Here is a 19,479-nt window from a genome sequence, read left to right on the forward strand (position 1 = left end):
TTTGCCGGATGTCATTGTGGCATCCGGTATTTGTAACACCGATACGATCAATAATACTCCACCGTATTTTTAATGGTGTAACGGTCCACCTTTGGCGGCGTGACGGAATCATCCGTCATTTCCAGATCGCAGGACAGCGAGTTGAAATGGCGGTCATAGTCACAGCTTTGCTTTGCGACCCCGATGATTTTGCCGTTCAGGCTGGTTGTCGCGCTGTAATCCAGCTTTTTCTTTTTATCGACACCCGCTTTCGCCACGATGGCAAGCTCGCTGTCTTTCGATTTGGTGATTTTCCCCAGCGGGTAGCCTTCGCTGTCGTACTTATAGGTCACCAGCACATCTTTGCCTTTGGCGGCGGTCACAAAGTCGTTGTCGTCGGTGTCGTAGCTGATGCCCGCGGCAGGCAGTTCAGCAAGCTGGCATTTCCCCTGCAGCCGAACGCGTTTTTCAAGGCTGACCGCATCAACATAGTAGTTTGCATCGAGCGTCAGCGATGCCCCGCTGTTGTTCTCCAGATCGTGAAATTCCAGCGTGTCGAAGCAGCCTTCTTCCGAAAGCGTACCGCTGACCCTTTTCAAAACCTGACCTTTGTCGTTCATCAGCGTCTGGCTAAAATCCTTTACCGGGCCGCGCATTGGATCGAAATCAAATTCGTTAGAAAAACTGGCCATTTCCGGCGTGTACGCCTGCGGCGACGTCGAGTTATCGCAGCCTACAAGGCTAAAAACCAGCGCACCGAGGGTAATGATTTTCTTCACGTTTTTGCCGCTCTCCTGTTTTTATGTCATAACATGATATAAGCAAATACAACACTTTACACTAAAAGCGCTATTCTTAACGTTCAACTCAACATAAGGAAGGGATGATGAAACGTACCGTTTGGTTAAGCACGATACTGCTGATCGCTGCCGCACCGGCGTTGGCCGCACAGGGCAGTTGCGAAAAAGTGAAAGCGGATATTCAGCAGAAAATTGTCAATAACGGCGTGCCTGAGTCAGGTTTCTCGCTCACTATCGTACCTAACGATCAGGCAGACAAAGCCGGCGGCCAGGTCGTCGGCCACTGTGCGAACGACACGCAAAAAATCGTTTATACCCGTATCGCGGGCGGTGCTGCGCCGGAAAATGAACCGCAATAATCCCCTGCAGGGTGCCGGGCACCCTGCTTTCCTTCATCTATTTCCCCTCATCCACCGCAACTTTGACTGGCGTTAATAACGTCTACTCCTAATTAAGTAACACTCTTCCCCCGAGCGCCCCCTGACGGGCAGGCTCAGCAATCACCGAACCACAAAAAATACAAATAATAACGTCTTCCACACGACAAAAAGTCATGGAGAGAGCGATGTCGAACCTCAATCATCCAGGCGGGATTAGCCGCCGCAGCCTGGTAAAATCATCAGCCATTGGCGGCCTGGCCCTCGCCGCAGGCGGCATTTCGCTGCCTTTTGGTATGCGCAGCGCCGCGGCCGCGGTTGCCGACGCCCTGTCGCCGGAAAATAAAGACAAAGTTGTCTGGGGAGCCTGCTCGGTTAACTGCGGCAGCCGCTGCGCCCTGCGGCTGCACGTTCGCGACGAAGAGGTTTACTGGGTTGAAACGGACAATACCGGGCTGGACACCTATGGCGACCACCAGGTTCGCGCCTGCCTGCGCGGGCGCTCCATCCGCCGCAGGATCAACCACCCGGAACGCCTGAATTATCCGATGAAGCGCGTGGGCAAACGGGGTGAAGGTAAATTTGAACGCATCAGCTGGGGCGAAGCGCTGGAGATTGTCAGCCACAGCCTGAAGCAGACCGTTGAAAAATATGGCAACGAAGCGGTCTACATTAATTACTCATCCGGCGTGGTTGGCGGGAATATCACCCGCTCTTCCCCTTACGCCTCGCTGGTCGCCAGGCTGATGAACTGCTACGGCGGTTTTCTGAGCCACTACGGCACCTACAGCACCGCCCAAATTGCCTGCGCCATGCCGTACACCTACGGCAGCAATGACGGCAACAGCACTTCGGATATCGAAAACAGTAAACTGGTCGTCCTGTTCGGCAATAATCCAGCAGAAACGAGGATGAGCGGCGGCGGTATCACTTATTACCTTGAACAGGCTCGCGAACGTTCCAACGCCCGCATGATCGTTATCGACCCGCGCTACACCGATACTGCGGCAGGCCGGGAAGATGAATGGATCCCTATTCGCCCCGGAACGGATGCCGCGCTGGTGGCCGGGCTTGCCCACGTCATGATTAGCGAAAATCTGGTCGACCAGACCTTCCTGGATAAATACTGCGTCGGCTATGACGAGACAACCCTGCCCGCCGATGCCCCACGCAACGGTCACTACAAAGCCTATATTTTAGGTGAAGGCGATGACGGGACAGAGAAAACGCCGCACTGGGCCTCCCGGATAACCGGTATTCCGGTGGACAGAATCATCAAGCTGGCGCGAGAGATTGCGGGTGCAAAACCCGCTTACATTGCCCAAGGCTGGGGGCCGCAGCGCCAGGCCAATGGCGAGTTGACCTCACGCGCCATCGCCATGCTGCCGATCCTGACCGGCAACGTGGGGATTAACGGCGGCAACAGCGGCGCGCGTGAATCCACCTATACCATCACCATTGAACGTATGCCGGTGCTGGAAAACCCGGTCAAAACGCAGATCTCCTGCTTCAGCTGGACGGACGCCATCACTCGCGGCCCCGAAATGACGGCCAAACGAGACGGCGTGCGCGGGAAAGAGAAGTTGGACGTGCCGATCAAGTTCATCTGGAACTATGCCGGCAACACGATTATTAACCAGCATTCCGACATCAATAAAACCCACGCCATTTTGCAGGACGATAAGCAGTGCGAAATGATTGTGGTGATCGAGAACTTTATGACTTCGTCGGCGAAATACGCCGATATCCTGCTGCCGGACCTGATGACCGTCGAGCAGGAGGACATTATTCCTAACGATTACGCCGGTAATATGGGCTACCTGATTTTCATCCAGCCCGCCACCGCGCCTAAGTTTGAGCGCAAGTCTATCTACTGGATGATGAGCGAAGTGGCTAAACGCTTGGGCGACGAGGTGCATCAGGCCTTCACGGAAGGACGAACCCAGCGCGAGTGGCTGCAATATCTGTACGCGAAAATGCTGGCGAAAGACCCGGCGCTGCCTGCTTATGAAGATCTGCGGGCGATGGGTATTTACAAGCGTAAAGATCCGGCTGGCCATTTTGTGGCTTACAAAAAATTCCGCGAAGATCCTCAGGCCAGCCCACTCAAAACGCCGTCCGGGAAAATTGAAATCTACTCCAGCAAGCTCGCCGGAATTGCCGCCAGCTGGGAGCTGGAAAAAGATGAAACCATCAGTCCGCTGCCGGTGTATGCCTCGACGTTTGAAGGCTGGGACTCTCCGCAGCGCAGCGAGTTTCCCCTCCAGCTGTTTGGTTTCCACTACAAATCCAGGACCCACTCAACCTATGGCAACATTGACGTCCTGCAGGCCGCCGCGCGTCAGGAAGTCTGGATTAATCCGCTCGACGCAAAACGTCGCGGCATTGCCAACGGTGACAAAGTCAGCGTGTTTAACGGGCGCGGTGAAGTGCATATTGAGGCGAAGGTCACCCCGCGCATCATGCCTGGCGTTGCCGCTATGGGCCAGGGCGCCTGGCATGACGCCGACATGAACGGCGACCGCATTGACCACGGCGCCTGCATTAATACGCTAACCACGCACCGCCCTTCACCGCTGGCAAAAGGCAACCCGCAGCATACCAATCTGGTTGAAATTAAGAAGATTTAAGCGTGATGGCAAAGGCTTATCGCTTTGCCTGTATTCACCCGGCTCCAGCGACGTATAGCGGAGCCGGGTGCCCGACGAAAAGGAATGAAAATGCTCTCTGAACAACAACGCCTGTCGGCGATAGCCCTTAGCGGCCGGGTGCTCGGAGCCCTGTTTTATCATGCCCCCAACCACCCGGACAGCGCCGCGCTGATGGCGATGCTTGCCGCACCGGACTGGGTGAGCGAATGGCCGTTCCAGACCCCAACGCTGGCGGCAGTTGCGCCTCTCATGACTGCAGGCCTTGCGGATCAGGCCACGCCGATAAACGAAGAGTTCCAGCGCCTGTTCATCGGCCCTTATGCGCTGCCGGCCCCGCCGTGGGGCTCGGTCTATCTCGACAAAGAAAATGTGCTGTTTGGCGACTCGCTGCTTGAGCTTCGCCAGTGGATGCGGACCCAAGGCTTTGCCCCACAGACGGAACAAAACGAGCCTGAAGATCATTTTGGCTTAATGCTGATGCTGGCGGCCTGGCTGGCCGACCAGGGGCTGCGGCAGCCGTTGGATGAGCTGCTGGCCTGGCATCTGCTGCCCTGGGCCGAACGTTATCTGAGCCTGTTAACCGAAAACACAGCGAATGATTTCTATCGTGGCCTGGGCGAGCTGGCAAAACTGACCCTCTCAGGCTGGCAAAACGGCATGTTGATGCCCGTCGCCAGCAAAGAACTGCATTTCTAAGAATCCTGGGCTTTCAGGAAGCCGGACGCATCCGGTTTCCTGAAAAAACGAGGATTTCTGCACTCCGTGAATGTGACAACGTCACCTTGCGTTAACATTTTTAAGACAAATCTTTACTTTTCATCCACAGGCCAGATGCCATAAGGCCTGAGCATCAGTTTATCGACTGAATCATTAGCCTCTTAATTGTCCCTTAAACTGGAATCCTTCCCGCTGCGTTGCTATAGCTCCAGACACCCTGCCGACACATGGCATAACAACAGGCCGCCTCCCCGGCGGCGATAACGCGTGCACACAGGGAGACACACTGCAATGCAAAACGCATCCTTCGCAACACGGTTCTTACTTGGGCTAGTGGCGCTGATTTTAGTGCTTGCTCTGGTGGTTTGGGGCATCGGCCTCGACACACTGAAAGCCCGGCAGGTCGATTTACTCTATCTCGGGCAGCAGCACCTGATTCTGGTGTTCAGCTCAATGGCGCTCGCCCTGCTGGTCGGTATCCCCAGCGGAATATTGCTCAGCCGCCCTGCGGCTCGCCGCTGGGCCGAGTACGTCATGCAGATTTTTAATATCGGCAACACGCTGCCGCCGCTGGCGGTGTTAGCTCTGGCGATGGTGATTATCGGCATTGGCGACAAACCGGCGATCGTCGCCCTGTTTCTTGCCTCACTGCTTCCGATTGTCCGTAATACCTATGCCGGGCTTTGCAGCGTTCCTCCGTCACTGATAGAAGCCGCCAATGGGATTGGCATGACCAAATTCCAGCGGCTGCGTCAGGTGGAGATCCCCAACGCCTGGCCGGTGATCCTGTCCGGCGTGCGGATTGCCACCGCCATCAACGTCGGCACCGCCCCGCTGGCCTTTCTTATCGGCGCGAGCAGCTACGGAGAGCTTATTTTCCCGGGGATTTACCTGAACGATTTCCCAACGCTGATACTCGGCGCCGTGGCGACGGCACTGTTTGCGCTCATCCTCGACTTAGCGCTTGCCAGCCTAGGGCGGGTGCTCAGCCCCCACACCGCCCAATAACAACAATAAGGAGCGTGTATGAAACTGCTTTCACGGATGCTAACTACGGCGTTTGCCGCAGCCTCCCTTATCGCCACCCAGGCTCAGGCCGCACCGCTGATTCTGGCGACCAAAAGCTTTACCGAGCAGCATATTCTGTCGGCCATGACCACGCAGTATCTGGCTAAAAAGGGCTTTCAGGTGACGCCGCAGACCAACATTGCCACCGTAATTTCCCGCAATGCGATGATCAACAAGCAGATTGATATGACCTGGGAGTACACCGGCACCTCGCTGATTATCTTTAACCACATTAATCAGCGAATGACGCCGGAAGAGTCGTACAACACGGTCAAAAAACTGGACGCAAAGCTGGGCCTCGTCTGGCTTAAACCCGCGGAGATGAACAACACTTACGCCTTTGCCATGAAGCGCGAACGGGCAGAAAAAGAAGGCATTACCACGATGTCGCAGTTGGTGGAGCGCATCGAACATGTGCGCCAGACCGACCCAAAACATAACTGGATGCTGGGCCTGGATCTGGAGTTTGCCGGGCGCAGCGACGGCCTGAAGCCGCTGCAGCAGGTGTACAACATGCCGCTGGACCGCCCGCAAATCCGCCAGATGGACCCCGGCCTTGTCTATAACGCCATCCGTGACGGGTTTGTTGATGCCGGTCTGATCTACACCACCGACGGGCGTATGAAGGGGTTTGACCTGAAAGCGCTGGTGGACGACAAGGGCTTCTTCCCAAGTTACGCTGTCACGCCTGTGGTGCGTGAAGACGTACTGGACTCGCATCCAGGCCTTGAGGAGGCGCTGAACACCCTTTCGTCCGAGCTGAACAATGAGGTGATAACAACCCTGAACGCTAAAGTTGATATCGACCATGAAACCCCGCAGCAGGTGGCCCGTGAATTCCTGCAGCAGAAAGGCTTGCTCTGAGGAGGTATCGTGGAAACGTTACATTATATGATTGATAACGCAGGGTATATTGGCTCTCTCACCCTGCATCACCTGTGGCTGGTGCTGATCGCCGTCGGCCTGGCAATCCTGATTGGCGTGCCGTTGGGCATTCTTATCGTGCGCCATAAATGGCTTGCCACGCCAATACTCGGTTTTGCCACTATTTTGCTCACCATTCCGTCCGTGGCGCTGTTTGGCCTGATGATTCCCCTGTTTTCGCTGATCGGTCAGGGTATTGGCGTAGTCCCTGCGGTGACAGCGGTGTTCCTGTATTCGCTGCTGCCGATTGTCCGCAATACCCACACCGCGTTGGACAGCCTGCCGCCGGGGTTACGTGAGGCCGGGCGAGGCATCGGGATGACGTTTTGGCAGCGCCTGCGCTGGGTGGAAATTCCTATGGCGCTGCCGGTGATTTTTGGCGGAATTCGAACCGCGGTGGTGATGAACATTGGCGTCATGGCCATTGCCGCCGTCATTGGCGCGGGCGGTCTGGGCTTGCTGCTGCTTAATGGCATCGGCGGGAGTGATATCCGCATGCTCATTGCCGGGGCGGTGATGATCTGCCTGTTAGCCATCGTGCTCGACTGGCTGCTGCATCGTCTGCAGCTGCATTTCACTAAATGGTAAAAGAGGCCGCTATGCGTTTTATCCCACTCTGCATACTTTCAACGCTGGCGCTGCTGACAGCCTGCTCTTCCCGGCCAGCGCCAGAACCGCCTCAGGACACCCCAGAGTGCATGAACTATCGCCATATGATGACCGCACCTATGCTGCCGGACGCGGTACAGCGTCTGAAACAAAAGTGTGAAGACTCCCGCCGCAAGCTTATGAATTAAGGCGCTGAGACCAGCGCCAAAGAGGATCCGATAATGATAAAACTTGAAAACCTCACGCGACAATTTGTACAGAAAAACGGGCAGACTTTTAACGCTGTCGACAACGTCAGCCTGAACGTGCCAGAAGGTGAAATGTGCGTGCTGCTCGGCCCTTCCGGCTGCGGTAAAACCACCACCCTGAAAATGATCAACCGCCTGATAAAACCCACCGGCGGCAAGATTTTAATCAACGGCCAGGACACCAACGATCTGGATTCCGTCACACTGCGCCGCAATATCGGCTACGTTATCCAGCAAATCGGCCTGTTCCCGAACATGACGATTGAAGAGAATATCACTGTTGTGCCACGTATGCTGGGCTGGGACAAAGCGCGCTGTAAAGCACGCGCCCAGGAGTTGATGAGCATGGTCGCCCTCGATCCTAACCGCTTCCTCAACCGCTATCCGCGCGAAATGTCCGGCGGCCAGCAGCAGCGTATCGGGGTGATCCGAGCCCTGGCGGCGGATCCTCCGGTGCTGCTGATGGATGAACCTTTTGGCGCGGTTGACCCGATTAACCGCGAAACCATTCAGAACGAGTTTCTGGAGATGCAGCGCCAGTTGAAGAAAACGGTAATGCTGGTCAGCCACGATATCGACGAGGCGCTGAAGCTTGGCGACCGGATTGCCGTCTTCCGCCAGGGTAAAATTGTGCAGTGCGCCAGCCCTGACGAGCTGCTGGCGAAACCGGCCAATGACTTCGTCGGCTCGTTTGTTGGCCAGGACCGCACGCTGAAGCGCCTCCTGTTGGTGCAGGCCGGAGACGTAACCGACCAGCAGCCGACCATTACGGCTCGTGAATCCACGCCGCTGGCGGAAGCTTTCGCCACCATGGATGACAACGACATGCGTTCCATCACCGTCGTTGACGCCGGAGGTAAACCGCTTGGCTTCGTTAAGCGGCGTGAAGCGCGAGGCGCGACGGGCACTTGCACCGACCTCCTTCACCCGTTCCGCGTCACCGGCCGCGCGGAGGAAAACTTGCGCATCGTGCTTTCTAAGCTCTATGAGCACAACATGGTCTGGATGCCGATCACCGATGAAGATGGCCGCTACAGTGGCGAAATTTCGCAGGATTATATTGCCGATTATCTCAGCTCGGGCCGCACCCGTCGGGCGCTGAATATCCAACAAAGTTAATCAATCCTATGCGCTGCTTTGTGGCGGCGCATTTTCCTTTGAGCTTAGCGACGTTCTCCCCCACAATAGCGCCATTCTTTCGCCATCTTATGCGCTATGCACCGAATACAAGCCTTGCCTGACATCAGAGTGATGCTTCGCCGACTGGTGATTGCGGTCTTCATTGGCCTGGCTTCCGCGCTGGTGGTCTGGCTATTTCGGCAGGCCATGTACCTGCTTGAAAACGTCTTCCTCGGCGATCACGGCGGCAGCCTGGTTGCAGCCGCTGCGGCACTCGAACCCTGGCGACGCGTCCTGACGCCTGCCGCAGGTGGCCTGCTGGCCGGGCTTTTGCTGTGGAGCTGGCAACGAGCCACTCGCCAACGCCCTTCTGCCCCCACCGACTATATGGAAGCCATCGAAACCGGCGATGGTCGTCTGGACGTGCCGTCCAGCCTGGTGAAGTCCGCCGCTTCGCTGATAGTCGTCGCCAGCGGGAGCGCAATAGGACGCGAAGGGGCGATGATTCTGCTGGCAACGGTTTTTGCTTCGCTGTTTGCCCAGCGCTTTACTCCGGACAAAGAGTGGAAGCTGTGGGTCGCCTGCGGCGCGGCTGCGGGGATGGCGAGCGCCTATCATGCACCGCTGGCGGGCAGCCTGTTTATTGCGGAAATTCTGTTTGGCTCACTGATGCTTGCCTCGCTGGGGCCGGTGGTGATTGCCGCCGTCAGCGCCCTGTTGATGACGCATTTGCTGAACGGCGGGCAGGCTCCGCTGTATATCGTCACGCTTCTTGATCCCCCTCAGCCTTCGCATTATGGGCTAATGGCGCTGCTCGGCTTAACCGCGGGCGTGCTCGGGCCGCTAATTCTCTGGCTGCTGGCGCGAAGCAGCACGCTGTTTCGTTCACTTAAGCTGTCGCCGCCGCTGCAGCTGGCGCTCGGCGGGCTGATTGTCGGCCTGCTTTCGCTGGTCACCCCGACGGCATGGGGCAACGGCTACAGCGTGGTGCAGTCGTTTCTTTCCAGCCCGCCTGCGCTGCTGTTTGTCGGTGGCGTGCTGCTGTGCAAACTGCTGGCGGTGATGGCAAGCAGCGGCTCCGGCGCACCGGGCGGCGTATTTACGCCCACGCTGTTTATGGGGGCGGCACTGGGCATGCTGTTTGGCCAGGTTTGTGGCCTGTGGGGCGGCGGTGAACCGCTGATGATCCTGCTGGGGCTGACGGGAATGGCGTCTTTGCTGGCGGCCACGACGCACGCGCCTATCATGGCGACGCTGATGATTTGTGAAATGACCGGGGAGTTTACGCTGCTCCCCGGTCTGCTGCTGACCTGCGTGATAGCCTCCACGCTTTCGCGCTGGCTACGCCCGCAGTCGGTCTACCGTCAGAGCGCTACGCAGCCGGGTTAGGTCGATATAGGCTCCCAGCTCACGCTGTTCGGCCCGGGGCAGGTACGGCAGTTCACCGACCAGCGGCCCCGGCAGTTTTTTGCTCAACACCTCGATAATTTCCGCGTAGTGCGCAAGGCCTGGGTTGATACGGTTCGCGACCCAACCAATAAACGGCAGCCCGTCGTTGGCAATCGCCTGCGCCGTCAGCAGCGCATGGTTGATGCACCCTTCCTGAATCCCCACCACCAGAAGCACCGGCAGCTGCTCTTGTACCACCCAGTCCGACAGCGGACGAAGATCGTTCATCAGGCTGCGCCAGCCGCCCGTGCCTTCGACGACGACGTGATCCATTTGGTCGGCCAGCCTTTGCAGGCCGCTCGACAGCAGCGAGTAGTTAATCGGCCCGTGATGGCTGATGCTGCTCTCTTCCTCGCTGAGCGCGATAGGATTGATCGCTTCATAGGGCAGTTTGATCGTGGAGACGCTTTGCAGTACCAGCGCATCTTTATTGCGCAGCCCGTCTGGCGTCTCTTTACTGCCCTTCGCGACCGGCTTGTAGCCAACGACGCTTTTCCCGCTGGCCGACAACGCCTGCAGTAAGGCTCGTGACACCACCGTCTTCCCGACGGCAGTATCCGTACCTGTTATAAAGAAACGCTTAAGCATGGCTGTCTCCCGAGGTAATGCTAGCCAGATAATTAAAGAGAAAAACTAACGCGGGAAAGTCTAAAAGAATGGCGCTGTAGCCAGATTGAGATAGCGCAATTTTTGGTGAATCAGGGCCGAAGATTAGCCCTGCAGCAGGCGAATTAATAAAGAGCCGTTATACATTGCATCTTTTACCAGCGCCGCGCCGGCCATGGTACCTCGGTTATCAAACTGCGTCCCTTCGACCACCGTATGACTGCTATAGGCGGGTAATGCCTGCTGGCGAATACAGTCCGTAATCGCGGGGTGAAGGATGGCGGCGGCGCGGTTAAGCGGTGAACCGATAAGAATTTTTTGCGGATTAAACAGGTTAACCATGATGGCCAGAATACGCCCCACGTTTTGCCCGACGCCGATAATAATATCTTTTGCCAGCAGATCTCCGCTTAACGCGGCGTCGCACAGGGATTCCACGCTCAGCGGCTGGCCGTGTAACATTGAGCCCATTGACTGGCTCATACGCTGCTGCGCCAGCTCCAGCACGCTTTCGACGCTGGCAATGGTTTCAAGACAGCCGTGGTTGCCGCAGTAGCAGCGTTTTCCGTAAGGATCGACCTGCGTGTGGCCAATTTCCACCAGGCTGCTGCTGCCCGCGTGAAGCAAACGCCCATCGGTGATAACGCCTGCGCCAACGTTGTGATCAATCACCACCTGAATCACATCTCTTGCGCCCTGAGAAGCACCAAACAGCCCTTCAGCCATGGTCCAGGCGCTGATATCGTGCTGGATAAAGACCGGGACGCCGGTGTGATTGCCCAGCGCCTCGCCCAGCGGCATATCGCAGACATCGTAGAACGGCATGCGATGAATAACACCATGAACGGTATCAATGATGCCCGGTAGCGTAATGGCGATGGCGGTCAGGCGTTCAAGCTTTTGCTGATGGCGAATAAAGAACTGATCGACCTGAAAGATGATGCGTTCCAGTAAAGGCTGCGGGTCGTCCGTCGGCAAGTCTACCGTGTCTTCAACCACCAGCTTGCTGCTAAGGTCGCGCAGTCCCAGTGAAATTTCACGGCGGCTCAGGCGAATTGAGAGGTAATGCCAGGCTTCTGTTTCAAGCATTAAGCCCACCGCGGGGCGACCACGGCTGCCGGGGTCCTGAATCTCCGTTTCCTGTACCAGATGCGCCTCAAGCATTTCCCGCACAATCTTAGTGATACTGGCCGGAGCCAGCTGCGCCAGGCGGGAAAGATCGATTCGCGACACCGGACCGTGGGTATCAATCAAACGATAAACAACGCCGGCATTGGTTTGTTTAATCTGATCGATATGGCCCGGTTGACTATCAGCAACCACGTGGTACTCCCTTTATTTTCGCGCTTCGAAATAAACTTTTAGGCTATGGTGAAACACTTCAAGTGGGGTCGTCAAATATTTACGTAGGGTTGTGATTTACCGCACATATTCCCGCCACATTTGGCCTATTTTAACGCCCATGAGGCCTCGGTCAGCAGCGCCGAGATTCGCTTCGCTGCTTCCGATAATTCCCGATGCTTTGGCCAGACCAGCCACAGCTCAGACTGTGCCTCTGGCTCGTCAATGGGGAGCCAAACCACATCACTCAGGCGAATGCGCTGGAACGAAGCTGGCAGGATGGAAACCCCCAGCCCGGCAGACACCAACCCAATGATCGTCATCGCCTCGCCAACTTCCTGGGTGATGTACGGCACGATGTTATAGCGGCGGAGCAGCCCAATAATGTCGTCGTAAAGCCCGGTGCCTACGTGCGGGTCAAAGAAAACAAACGGCTCCTGAGCAAGTTGTGTCAGCGATATCGAACGGCTGCCTGCCAGCGGATGATCGCGATGCACCATCGCCAGCAGCGGTTCACGCAGGATGAGCGTCCAGTTCAGGGTATCCGGCAGACGCGTATTGCGCATCAATCCCAGCTCAAGCTCGCCCTCATTCAGGGGGGCAATTTGTTCCCGGGTGTTCACTTCCCGCATCTGAAGATGCACGTCAGGATAGCGCTTGCGAAAGCGAGACAGGCTGTCAGAAACGGCCTTAATAAACGGTGCTGATGAGGTAAAGCCAATGCGCAGCTCGCCGGTTTCGCCCTGATGCAGCCGGGCAGCACGCGCGGCTGCGGCATCCACCTGGCCGAGAATTTGCCTGGCATCAGAGAGAAACTGCTGGCCGGCTGCGGTGAGGTTAACGCTGCGGTTGGTACGCGCCAGCAGGCGAGCGCCGATTTGCTCTTCAAGGATCTGAATTTGCTGGCTAAGAGGCGGCTGGGAGATCCGCAGCCGTGCCGCCGCCCGGCCAAAATGCAGCTCTTCGGCAACGGCGATGAAATAGCGCAGGTGGCGCAGCTCTATATTCATATGTTTAAAGTATCATTTGAGATTATTAATATATTAGACATAACATTTACACTTTTCTACTCTGTAAAGAATAAGTTAACACCTGCGTAAGGATCTCCCTTGAGTCGTACAACTACCGTCAGCACAGCCCCGACAGAGGATGTTGACGAAAGCCGGTCTGCCCCTTCTGTCAGCTATATCAAACGCGGTACCCCTCAGTTTATGCGCGTCACGCTGGCGCTGTTTTCCGCCGGGCTGGCTACCTTTGCCCTGCTCTATTGCGTCCAGCCTATTTTACCGGTGCTCTCTCATGAATTTGGCGTCAGCCCGGCAAGCAGCAGTATTTCGCTATCGGTTTCTACCGCCATGCTGGCTATCGGGCTGCTGTTTACCGGCCCGCTGTCGGACGCCATTGGCCGTAAACAGGTCATGGTTACGGCTCTGCTGCTGGCTTCCTGCTGTACTTTGTTGTCAACGCTGATGACCAGCTGGCACGGCATTTTGATCATGCGCGCGCTCATCGGCCTTTCCCTTAGCGGCGTTGCTGCCGTGGGCATGACCTACCTCAGCGAGGAGATGCACCCGAGCGTGGTGGCGTTTTCGATGGGCCTGTACATCAGCGGGAACTCAATCGGCGGAATGAGCGGCCGCCTGATCACCGGGGTACTCACCGACTTCTTTACCTGGCGCGTGGCCGTCGCGGCTATCGGCTGTTTTGCCCTTGCCTCAGCGCTGATGTTCTGGAAGATTCTGCCGCAGTCGCAGCATTTTCGCGCCTCCAGCCTTCGCCCTAAAACGCTGTTTATTAACTTCCGCCTGCACTGGCGGGACCAGGGGTTACCGCTGCTGTTTGCGGAAGGCTTCCTGCTGATGGGGGCGTTTGTCACCCTCTTTAACTACATTGGCTACCGCATGATGGAAGCCCCATGGTTTCTGAGCCAGGCGGTGGTGGGCCTGCTGTCCGTCGCCTATCTGACCGGGACATGGAGCTCACCTAAAGCAGGCGCCATGACCGCGAAATATGGCCGCGGTCCCGTGCTGATTGGCTTCACGGCCATTATGTTCCTTGGTTTAACGCTGACCGTTTTCTCCTCGCTTATCGTTATTTTTGCCGGGATGCTGCTGTTCTCCGCCGGTTTCTTTGCCGCCCATTCGGTTGCCAGCAGCTGGATTGGGCCACGCGCACGTCGGGCCAAAGGCCAGGCTTCGTCGCTGTATTTGTTCAGCTATTACCTGGGCTCCAGCCTGGCGGGTACCCTTGGCGGCGTGTTCTGGCACCAGTTTGGCTGGAACGGCGTGGCGGCGTTTATCGGCTCGCTGCTGCTGGTCGCCCTGCTGGTTGCCACCCGTTTGCACCATAAGGCGCACTAACCTGCTGCCGCTCTCGTGTTCAGGCAAGCTTAATGCTATTTTCTTTGGCGTTAACAACCTGTTCACGAGGCCATATGGAAAAGCAAAACTATAATCACCTGACCCGTACCTTCCAGCGTCTGTCCCGGTTTGATCATCTGTCAGCCATTGCCGGCTGGGACATGTCCACCATGATGCCCGCTAACGGTAGCCAGGCGCGCGGCGAGGCTCTCGCTGAACTCAGCGTGCTTAAGCACCAGATCCTGACCGACAAGAAAATTGCCACCCTGCTCCAGGCCGCAGCTCAGGAAGATCTGAACGATGTGGAGCGTGCCAACCTGCGTGAAATGACTCGCCACTACCAGGAAGCGGTGCTGCTCCCGGATGCGTTAGTAGAAGAGAAATCACTGGTAGGTACGCGCTGCGAGCACGGCTGGCGTACCCAGCGCCCGGCGAACGACTGGCAGGGTTTTTCCGCGAACCTGAAGGAAGTCGTTCGCGTCAGCCGCGAAGAGGCACGTCTGCGCGCAGAGGCAAAAGGCATTTCCCGCTATGATGCGCTGCTGGACATCTATGAACCCGGCATGACCAGCGCCAAGCTCGACGTATTGTTTGGCGATCTGCGCGGCTGGCTGCCGGATCTGCTCCAGAAGGTGGTTGATAAGCAGTCCAAAGAAAAAATGCTGACGTCACAGGGCCCTTTCGCCACCGAAACCCAGCGCCAGCTCGGGCTGGATACCATGGCGCTGCTCGGCTTTGACTTTAACGGCGGCCGCCTTGACGTCAGCGCGCATCCCTTCTGCGGCGGCGTGCCTGAAGATGTGCGAATCACGACTCGCTATAACGAAGAAGAGATGTTCAGCTCGCTGTTTGGCGTGATTCATGAAACCGGCCACGCCCGCTATGAGCAAAACCTGCCCCGGGAATGGCTCGGCCAGCCCGTTGCGCTGGCGCGTTCTACCGCCATTCATGAATCCCAAAGTCTGTTCTTTGAAATGCAGCTTGGGCGCAGCGCGCCGTTCCTGAAACTGCTGTTACCCAAAGTGATTGAGCGTTTTGGTCCGCAGCCGGCGTTCGAGCTGAACAATTTTATCAACGTCAACCAGCAGGTGGAACGCGGCTACATTCGCGTCGATGCCGATGAAGTGAGCTACCCGGCGCACGTCGTGCTGCGGTATGAAATTGAACGGGCGCTGATCGACGGTGATATCGAGGTGGATGACATTCCGGCGCTGTGGAATGAGAAGATGCAGTCCTGGCTGGGCCTGTCCACCGAAGGCAATTACCGCCACGGCTGTATGCAGGATATTCACTGGACTGACGGCGCTTTCGGCTACTTCCCGTCCTACACTCTGGGCGCGATGTACGCGGCGCAACTCTTTAGCGCGGCATCACGCGCGCTGCCGGACCTGGAGCAGGCGATCGCCAGCGGGAATTTCACCCCCTTATTTGACTGGTTGAAGCAAAATATCTGGCAGCACGGCAGCCGTTTCACCACCTCACAGCTGATAACCAACGCCACCGGAGAAGATCTTAACCCGTTGTATTTCCGCAAGCATTTAGAATCACGTTACCTGTAATCCCCTCACGCCGGGTCGTCTGTACCCGGCGTTGTACATTACGTTACATGCCGATACCAATCACTCACTGAACACTTTGATTCCCCAGCCTATAGTTCATTTCAACGGCCCCGCAGTGGGGTTGACACACAAACAAATTCGAGGATGTCGAAATGAAAAAAGTATTAGCTCTGGTTGTTGCCGCTGCTATGGGTCTGTCTTCTGCCGCTTTCGCTGCTGACACCACCGCTACCGTTCCAGCTGCTGCTCCAGCAACCACCGCTGCTGCTCCTGCTGCTAAAGCGCCAGCTGCAAAAGTAACGCATCACAAGAAACACAAAAAAGCTGCCGCTCAGAAAGCTCAGGCTGCTAAAAAGAAACACAAAAAAGCCGCTAAACCAGCCACCGAGCAGAAAGCTCAGGCTGCTAAAAAACACCACAAAAAAGCAACCAAACCAGCTGCTCAGAAAGCCCAGGCTGCTAAAAAACACCACAAAAAAGCAGTAAAACCAGCTGCACAGAAAGCTCAGGCTGCTAAAAAACACGTGAAAAAACATCACAAAGCCGCTGCTAAACCAGCTGCACAGCCAGCAGCACAGCCAGCAGCATAAGTTAAACGGGGCGACCCGTTAGCTTGAAGCGTTTACATAAACACCCGGCTTGCCGGGTGTTTTATTAGGAATAAGGCACAGCCTTTAGCACGTACTTATTTCTGGAGTGCGGATAATGTTGCGACGCTACAGTTTCGAGTTAATCCTCGCCCTGCTGATCATCTGCGGTATTATTACGCTGAGCTTCTGGCTCTGATAGCGTAGTCTGCTGTTTTCACTCCCACTTTCGGTCCGTTCCGACTATAGTTACTGCATCTATAAAAACCATAATTATTAGCCCCTTCAGAGAGAGCTATGCGCAAAAGTGTTGTGTTGTTTTTAGGAGCATTGATCCTTTTACCTCAACTCGTTCACGCGGACGAAGACGACAGCCCGGCGAACGTTAAAACACTGTTCTTCGGCAAAGATGACCGTATTCGCGTGACCAACCCTGAGGACGCCCCCTGGGATGCCATTGGCCAGTTGGAAACCGCCAGCGGCAACTTATGTACCGCCACCCTGATTTCACCGCATCTGGCCTTAACTGCCGGGCACTGCCTGCTGCAGCCGCCGCGTGGTAAGGCAGACAAAGCCATCGCCCTGCGCTTTATTTCCCACAAAGGGCAATGGCGCTATGAGATCCATGATATCGAAGGCCGCGTGGACAAGTCCCTCGGTCGCCGCCTTAAGCCGGACGGTGACGGGTGGCTGGTTCCGTCTAACGCAGCGCCTTACGATTTTGGCCTGATTATTATCCGTAATCCGCCTTCAGGTATCACGCCACTGCCGCTGTTTACCGGCGACAAAGACGCGCTAACCGAAGCATTAAAGGCGCAGGATCGTAAAGTGACGCAGTCCGGCTATCCGCTGGATCATCTCGACGACCTGTATACCCACAGCAACTGTCTGGTGACGGGCTGGGCGCAAGCGTCCGTGCTGTCGCACCAGTGCGATACGCTCCCCGGCGATAGCGGTTCACCGCTGTTGCTGAAAACCGATCAGGGCTGGCAGCTGATTGCGGTGCAAAGTTCCGCCCCGGCAGCTAAAGACAGATACAGAGCTGACAACCGCGCCATTTCAGTCACCGGCTTCCGCGACAGACTGGAAGCGCTGGCACAATAAGCGCTCAACCCGATACCGTCGGGCACCGTAGCAATAACGGTTGCCCGGCAGCTAAACATTTTTTGACATCATCTTGCGGTGCGTATGTATTGACATAATGATGCCAAACCCGGCCATTAGCACGATCAACGCCGAGCCTCCGTAGCTTATTAACGGCAGCGGAACACCTACTACCGGCAAGATTCCGCTGACCATACCGATGTTCACAAACACATAAACGAACAAAATCAGTATCAGGCTACCGACAACCATGCGGCCAAAAAGCGTCTGAGCCTGAGCGGCGATGATCAACCCGCGCATAATCACCAGCAGATACAGCGCCAGCAGCACTAAAATGCCGATAAAGCCCAGTTCTTCCGCCAGAACGGCAAACACAAAGTCGGTGTGCCGCTCCGGTAAAAACTCCAGCTGCGACTGTGTGCCGTGCAGCCAGCCTTTCCCTACCATACCGCCAGAACCAATAGCAATTTTTGACTGAATAATGTGATAGCCCGCCCCACGCGGATCGCGGGTCGGATCCAACAGCATCATGATGCGTTCACGCTGATAGTCATGCATAAGAAAGAACCACAGCACCGGAATGAACACCGCAATTAGCGCGGCAGCGGCGGCGATAATCCGCCAGCTAATGCCGGACAGGAACAACACGAAAAGACCGGATGTGGCCACCAGAACGGCGGTCCCGAGGTCGGGCTGCATCGCAATAAGCAAGGTGGGAACAAAAATCAGCGCCAGGGCGATGGCGGTATGTTTTAGCGATGGAGGACAGGGATTGTGATTGATAAACCGCGCCACCATCAGCGGGACGGCAATCTTTGCGATTTCAGAAGGCTGGAAGCGGATAACGCCGAGATCCAGCCAGCGCTGAGCCCCTTTACTGATTTGCCCGATGCTATCCACCATTAGCAGTAAAATCACGCACAGGGCAAAGAGCCAGGGGGCGGATCTTTCATAAAAGCGAGGAGGGATTTGCGCCATGGCGATCATCACGATGAGTCCCATCGCTATCTGCCCGGCTTTGCGCTCCATCATCCCAGGCTCCTGGCCGCTGGCGCTCCACATCACAAACGCGCTGTAGGCAAGCAGCAGCATAATCAACAGCAGCAGCGAAGCATCAAGATGCATCTTTAGCCAAAACATTCTTTTCTGATGAATATTTTCCATGTAATACCTCTGCCACCACAAGGTAATTCAGGCATGGTTCCTGATATATTCACGGGACAAACTAGCGGATTGCCCTCAGCGTTATTTCCATATCCACATCATGACCCGATAGTTTACCCGGTAATATTTGACTATTAATTTGAGCTGCTGGTGATAGCGTAGCTGTAGGTGGCCGGAATTATTTTTTTATCCACGGAGGATATTAACCCTATGGCCATTGCTTCACTGGGAGAATAGTTTGTAAGGTTATACTCGCTATGCAGTATCTCGGCTATTTTGGCATCATCAAGTTTTGTACATGCCCGATACGTTTTTTTAAACATCTCATTGAAACGACGTGTTTCTTTTTCAAGATAAGCCACATCTGCTGGCCTGACATCTCCCTGATGTGAGATAGAGGCCGGGTGCAGGAACAGGCTGCCTTCAGGCAATGAGCGCCTGTCGTCTGCGGCGCAAAACATGATCGTTGCTGAAGAGCCGACGGTGGACATAGCCACGGTTGTTACGGGGATAGCAGAGCTTCTGACGGCAGCGGCGGCCATCAAGCCCGCATCCATATCACCGCCATAGCTATTGATGTAGAGATAAATTCTTTCTACATCATTATTTTTATTAACTTCATCAAAAGCGCTGACCAGCCTCGATACGGCGGAAGGTTGCATTTCTCCGGTATAATAAATTTTGGCTATTTTATTTTTATCTTCCACTGGCTGCGCTGCAGCAAATGAAGAATACGAAATTAACACTGTAATGATCAGGTGTATTGCGGCTTTCACATGTCTCTCCTTGATAAACTCAACTTAACATTCCATTTCTT

Annotated in this window: 20 protein-coding genes; 14 read left to right on the top strand and 6 right to left on the bottom strand. The window is 55.8% G+C overall.

Going from position 1 to position 19,479, the window contains the following annotated elements; translation table 11 throughout:
- Window positions 1-47: 47 nt before the first annotated feature.
- The gene (locus F3J26_RS07280) at window positions 48-758 is read right to left on the bottom strand and encodes a YnfC family lipoprotein (protein ID WP_166992768.1); all 711 of its coding nucleotides are present in this window, start codon (window positions 756-758) and stop codon (window positions 48-50) included.
- Window positions 759-865: 107 nt separating this feature from the next.
- Between F3J26_RS07280 and F3J26_RS07285 the strand changes: the two genes are divergently transcribed.
- The 9 genes from F3J26_RS07285 to clcB all read left to right on the top strand — a co-directional run bounded on the left by F3J26_RS07285 (window position 866) and on the right by clcB (window position 9,881).
- Window positions 866-1,138, top strand: a complete 273-nt coding sequence (locus tag F3J26_RS07285) for a DUF1161 domain-containing protein (RefSeq protein WP_008459230.1) — start codon at window positions 866-868, stop codon at window positions 1,136-1,138.
- Between the two features lie 206 nt (window positions 1,139-1,344).
- Window positions 1,345-3,786 (top strand): selenate/tellurate reductase subunit YnfE, encoded by a 2,442-nt coding sequence (gene ynfE, locus F3J26_RS07290; protein WP_166992771.1) that lies wholly within the window; start codon window positions 1,345-1,347, stop codon window positions 3,784-3,786.
- Window positions 3,787-3,876: 90 nt separating this feature from the next.
- Complete coding sequence (gene dmsD, locus F3J26_RS07295; protein WP_166992774.1) at window positions 3,877-4,503, top strand: Tat proofreading chaperone DmsD; 627 nt, start codon at window positions 3,877-3,879, stop codon at window positions 4,501-4,503.
- A 312-nt stretch (window positions 4,504-4,815) separates the two neighbouring features.
- The gene (osmY, locus tag F3J26_RS07300) at window positions 4,816-5,532 is read left to right on the top strand and encodes an osmoprotectant ABC transporter permease OsmY (RefSeq protein WP_008459233.1); all 717 of its coding nucleotides are present in this window, start codon (window positions 4,816-4,818) and stop codon (window positions 5,530-5,532) included.
- An 18-nt stretch (window positions 5,533-5,550) separates the two neighbouring features.
- Complete coding sequence (locus F3J26_RS07305; RefSeq protein ID WP_166992777.1) at window positions 5,551-6,456, top strand: glycine betaine ABC transporter substrate-binding protein; 906 nt, start codon at window positions 5,551-5,553, stop codon at window positions 6,454-6,456.
- Window positions 6,457-6,465: 9 nt separating this feature from the next.
- Window positions 6,466-7,104, top strand: a complete 639-nt coding sequence (gene osmW, locus F3J26_RS07310; protein WP_008459235.1) for an osmoprotectant ABC transporter permease OsmW — start codon at window positions 6,466-6,468, stop codon at window positions 7,102-7,104.
- 11 nt (window positions 7,105-7,115) lie between these two features.
- Window positions 7,116-7,313, top strand: coding sequence for a hypothetical protein (locus tag F3J26_RS07315; RefSeq protein WP_008459237.1), 198 nt, complete (start codon window positions 7,116-7,118; stop codon window positions 7,311-7,313).
- A 33-nt stretch (window positions 7,314-7,346) separates the two neighbouring features.
- A complete protein-coding gene (osmV, locus tag F3J26_RS07320) occupies window positions 7,347-8,492 on the top strand; it encodes an osmoprotectant ABC transporter ATP-binding protein OsmV (RefSeq protein WP_166992781.1) in 1,146 nt (381 codons plus the stop codon).
- 96 nt (window positions 8,493-8,588) lie between these two features.
- Window positions 8,589-9,881, top strand: coding sequence for a voltage-gated ClC-type chloride channel ClcB (clcB, locus tag F3J26_RS07325; RefSeq protein WP_166992784.1), 1,293 nt, complete (start codon window positions 8,589-8,591; stop codon window positions 9,879-9,881).
- Here the strand turns inward: clcB and bioD are convergent.
- From bioD to ynfL, 3 genes are all read right to left on the bottom strand, one after another.
- Entirely contained in the window at window positions 9,834-10,529 is a 696-nt protein-coding gene (gene bioD, locus F3J26_RS07330) for a dethiobiotin synthase (RefSeq protein WP_008459243.1), read from the bottom strand. The two genes, clcB and bioD, sit on opposite strands and share 48 nt — an antisense overlap.
- A 123-nt stretch (window positions 10,530-10,652) precedes the next feature.
- Window positions 10,653-11,870 (bottom strand): sugar metabolism global transcriptional regulator Mlc, encoded by a 1,218-nt coding sequence (gene mlc, locus F3J26_RS07335; RefSeq protein WP_166992787.1) that lies wholly within the window; start codon window positions 11,868-11,870, stop codon window positions 10,653-10,655.
- A gap of 125 nt (window positions 11,871-11,995) precedes the next feature.
- The gene (ynfL, locus tag F3J26_RS07340; RefSeq protein WP_166992790.1) at window positions 11,996-12,898 is read right to left on the bottom strand and encodes a multidrug efflux transcriptional activator YnfL/SxtR(Kp); all 903 of its coding nucleotides are present in this window, start codon (window positions 12,896-12,898) and stop codon (window positions 11,996-11,998) included.
- Window positions 12,899-12,997: 99 nt separating this feature from the next.
- Between ynfL and ynfM the strand changes: the two genes are divergently transcribed.
- From ynfM to F3J26_RS07360, 5 genes are all read left to right on the top strand, one after another.
- Entirely contained in the window at window positions 12,998-14,248 is a 1,251-nt protein-coding gene (gene ynfM, locus F3J26_RS07345; protein ID WP_008459250.1) for a multidrug efflux MFS transporter YnfM/SxtP(Kp), read from the top strand.
- Between the two features lie 74 nt (window positions 14,249-14,322).
- Window positions 14,323-15,807 (top strand): carboxypeptidase M32, encoded by a 1,485-nt coding sequence (locus tag F3J26_RS07350; protein ID WP_166992793.1) that lies wholly within the window; start codon window positions 14,323-14,325, stop codon window positions 15,805-15,807.
- 152 nt (window positions 15,808-15,959) lie between these two features.
- A complete protein-coding gene (gene asr, locus F3J26_RS07355; protein ID WP_166992796.1) occupies window positions 15,960-16,397 on the top strand; it encodes an acid resistance repetitive basic protein Asr in 438 nt (145 codons plus the stop codon).
- Window positions 16,398-16,512: 115 nt separating this feature from the next.
- On the top strand, window positions 16,513-16,593 hold the full coding sequence (gene ydgU / locus F3J26_RS22845) for a small membrane protein YdgU (RefSeq protein WP_483862443.1): 81 nt from the start codon (window positions 16,513-16,515) through the stop codon (window positions 16,591-16,593).
- 98 nt (window positions 16,594-16,691) lie between these two features.
- On the top strand, window positions 16,692-17,498 hold the full coding sequence (locus F3J26_RS07360; RefSeq protein ID WP_008459256.1) for a trypsin-like serine peptidase: 807 nt from the start codon (window positions 16,692-16,694) through the stop codon (window positions 17,496-17,498).
- A 51-nt stretch (window positions 17,499-17,549) separates the two neighbouring features.
- Here F3J26_RS07360 and mrdB read toward each other — a convergent pair whose 3' ends face one another.
- Together mrdB and F3J26_RS07370 are read right to left on the bottom strand one after the other, a co-directional pair.
- Window positions 17,550-18,662 (bottom strand): peptidoglycan glycosyltransferase MrdB, encoded by a 1,113-nt coding sequence (gene mrdB, locus F3J26_RS07365; protein ID WP_166992799.1) that lies wholly within the window; start codon window positions 18,660-18,662, stop codon window positions 17,550-17,552.
- Window positions 18,663-18,796: 134 nt separating this feature from the next.
- Window positions 18,797-19,438 carry an ATP-dependent Clp protease proteolytic subunit gene (locus F3J26_RS07370; RefSeq protein ID WP_008459260.1) on the bottom strand — a complete coding sequence of 214 codons (642 nt, stop codon included), beginning with the start codon at window positions 19,436-19,438 and terminating at the stop codon, window positions 18,797-18,799.
- Window positions 19,439-19,479: the final 41 nt, after the last annotated feature.

This window comes from Enterobacter sp. Ap-867 (assembly GCF_011752855.1).
In the GTDB taxonomy this organism is placed as follows: Bacteria; Pseudomonadota; Gammaproteobacteria; order Enterobacterales; family Enterobacteriaceae; genus Cedecea.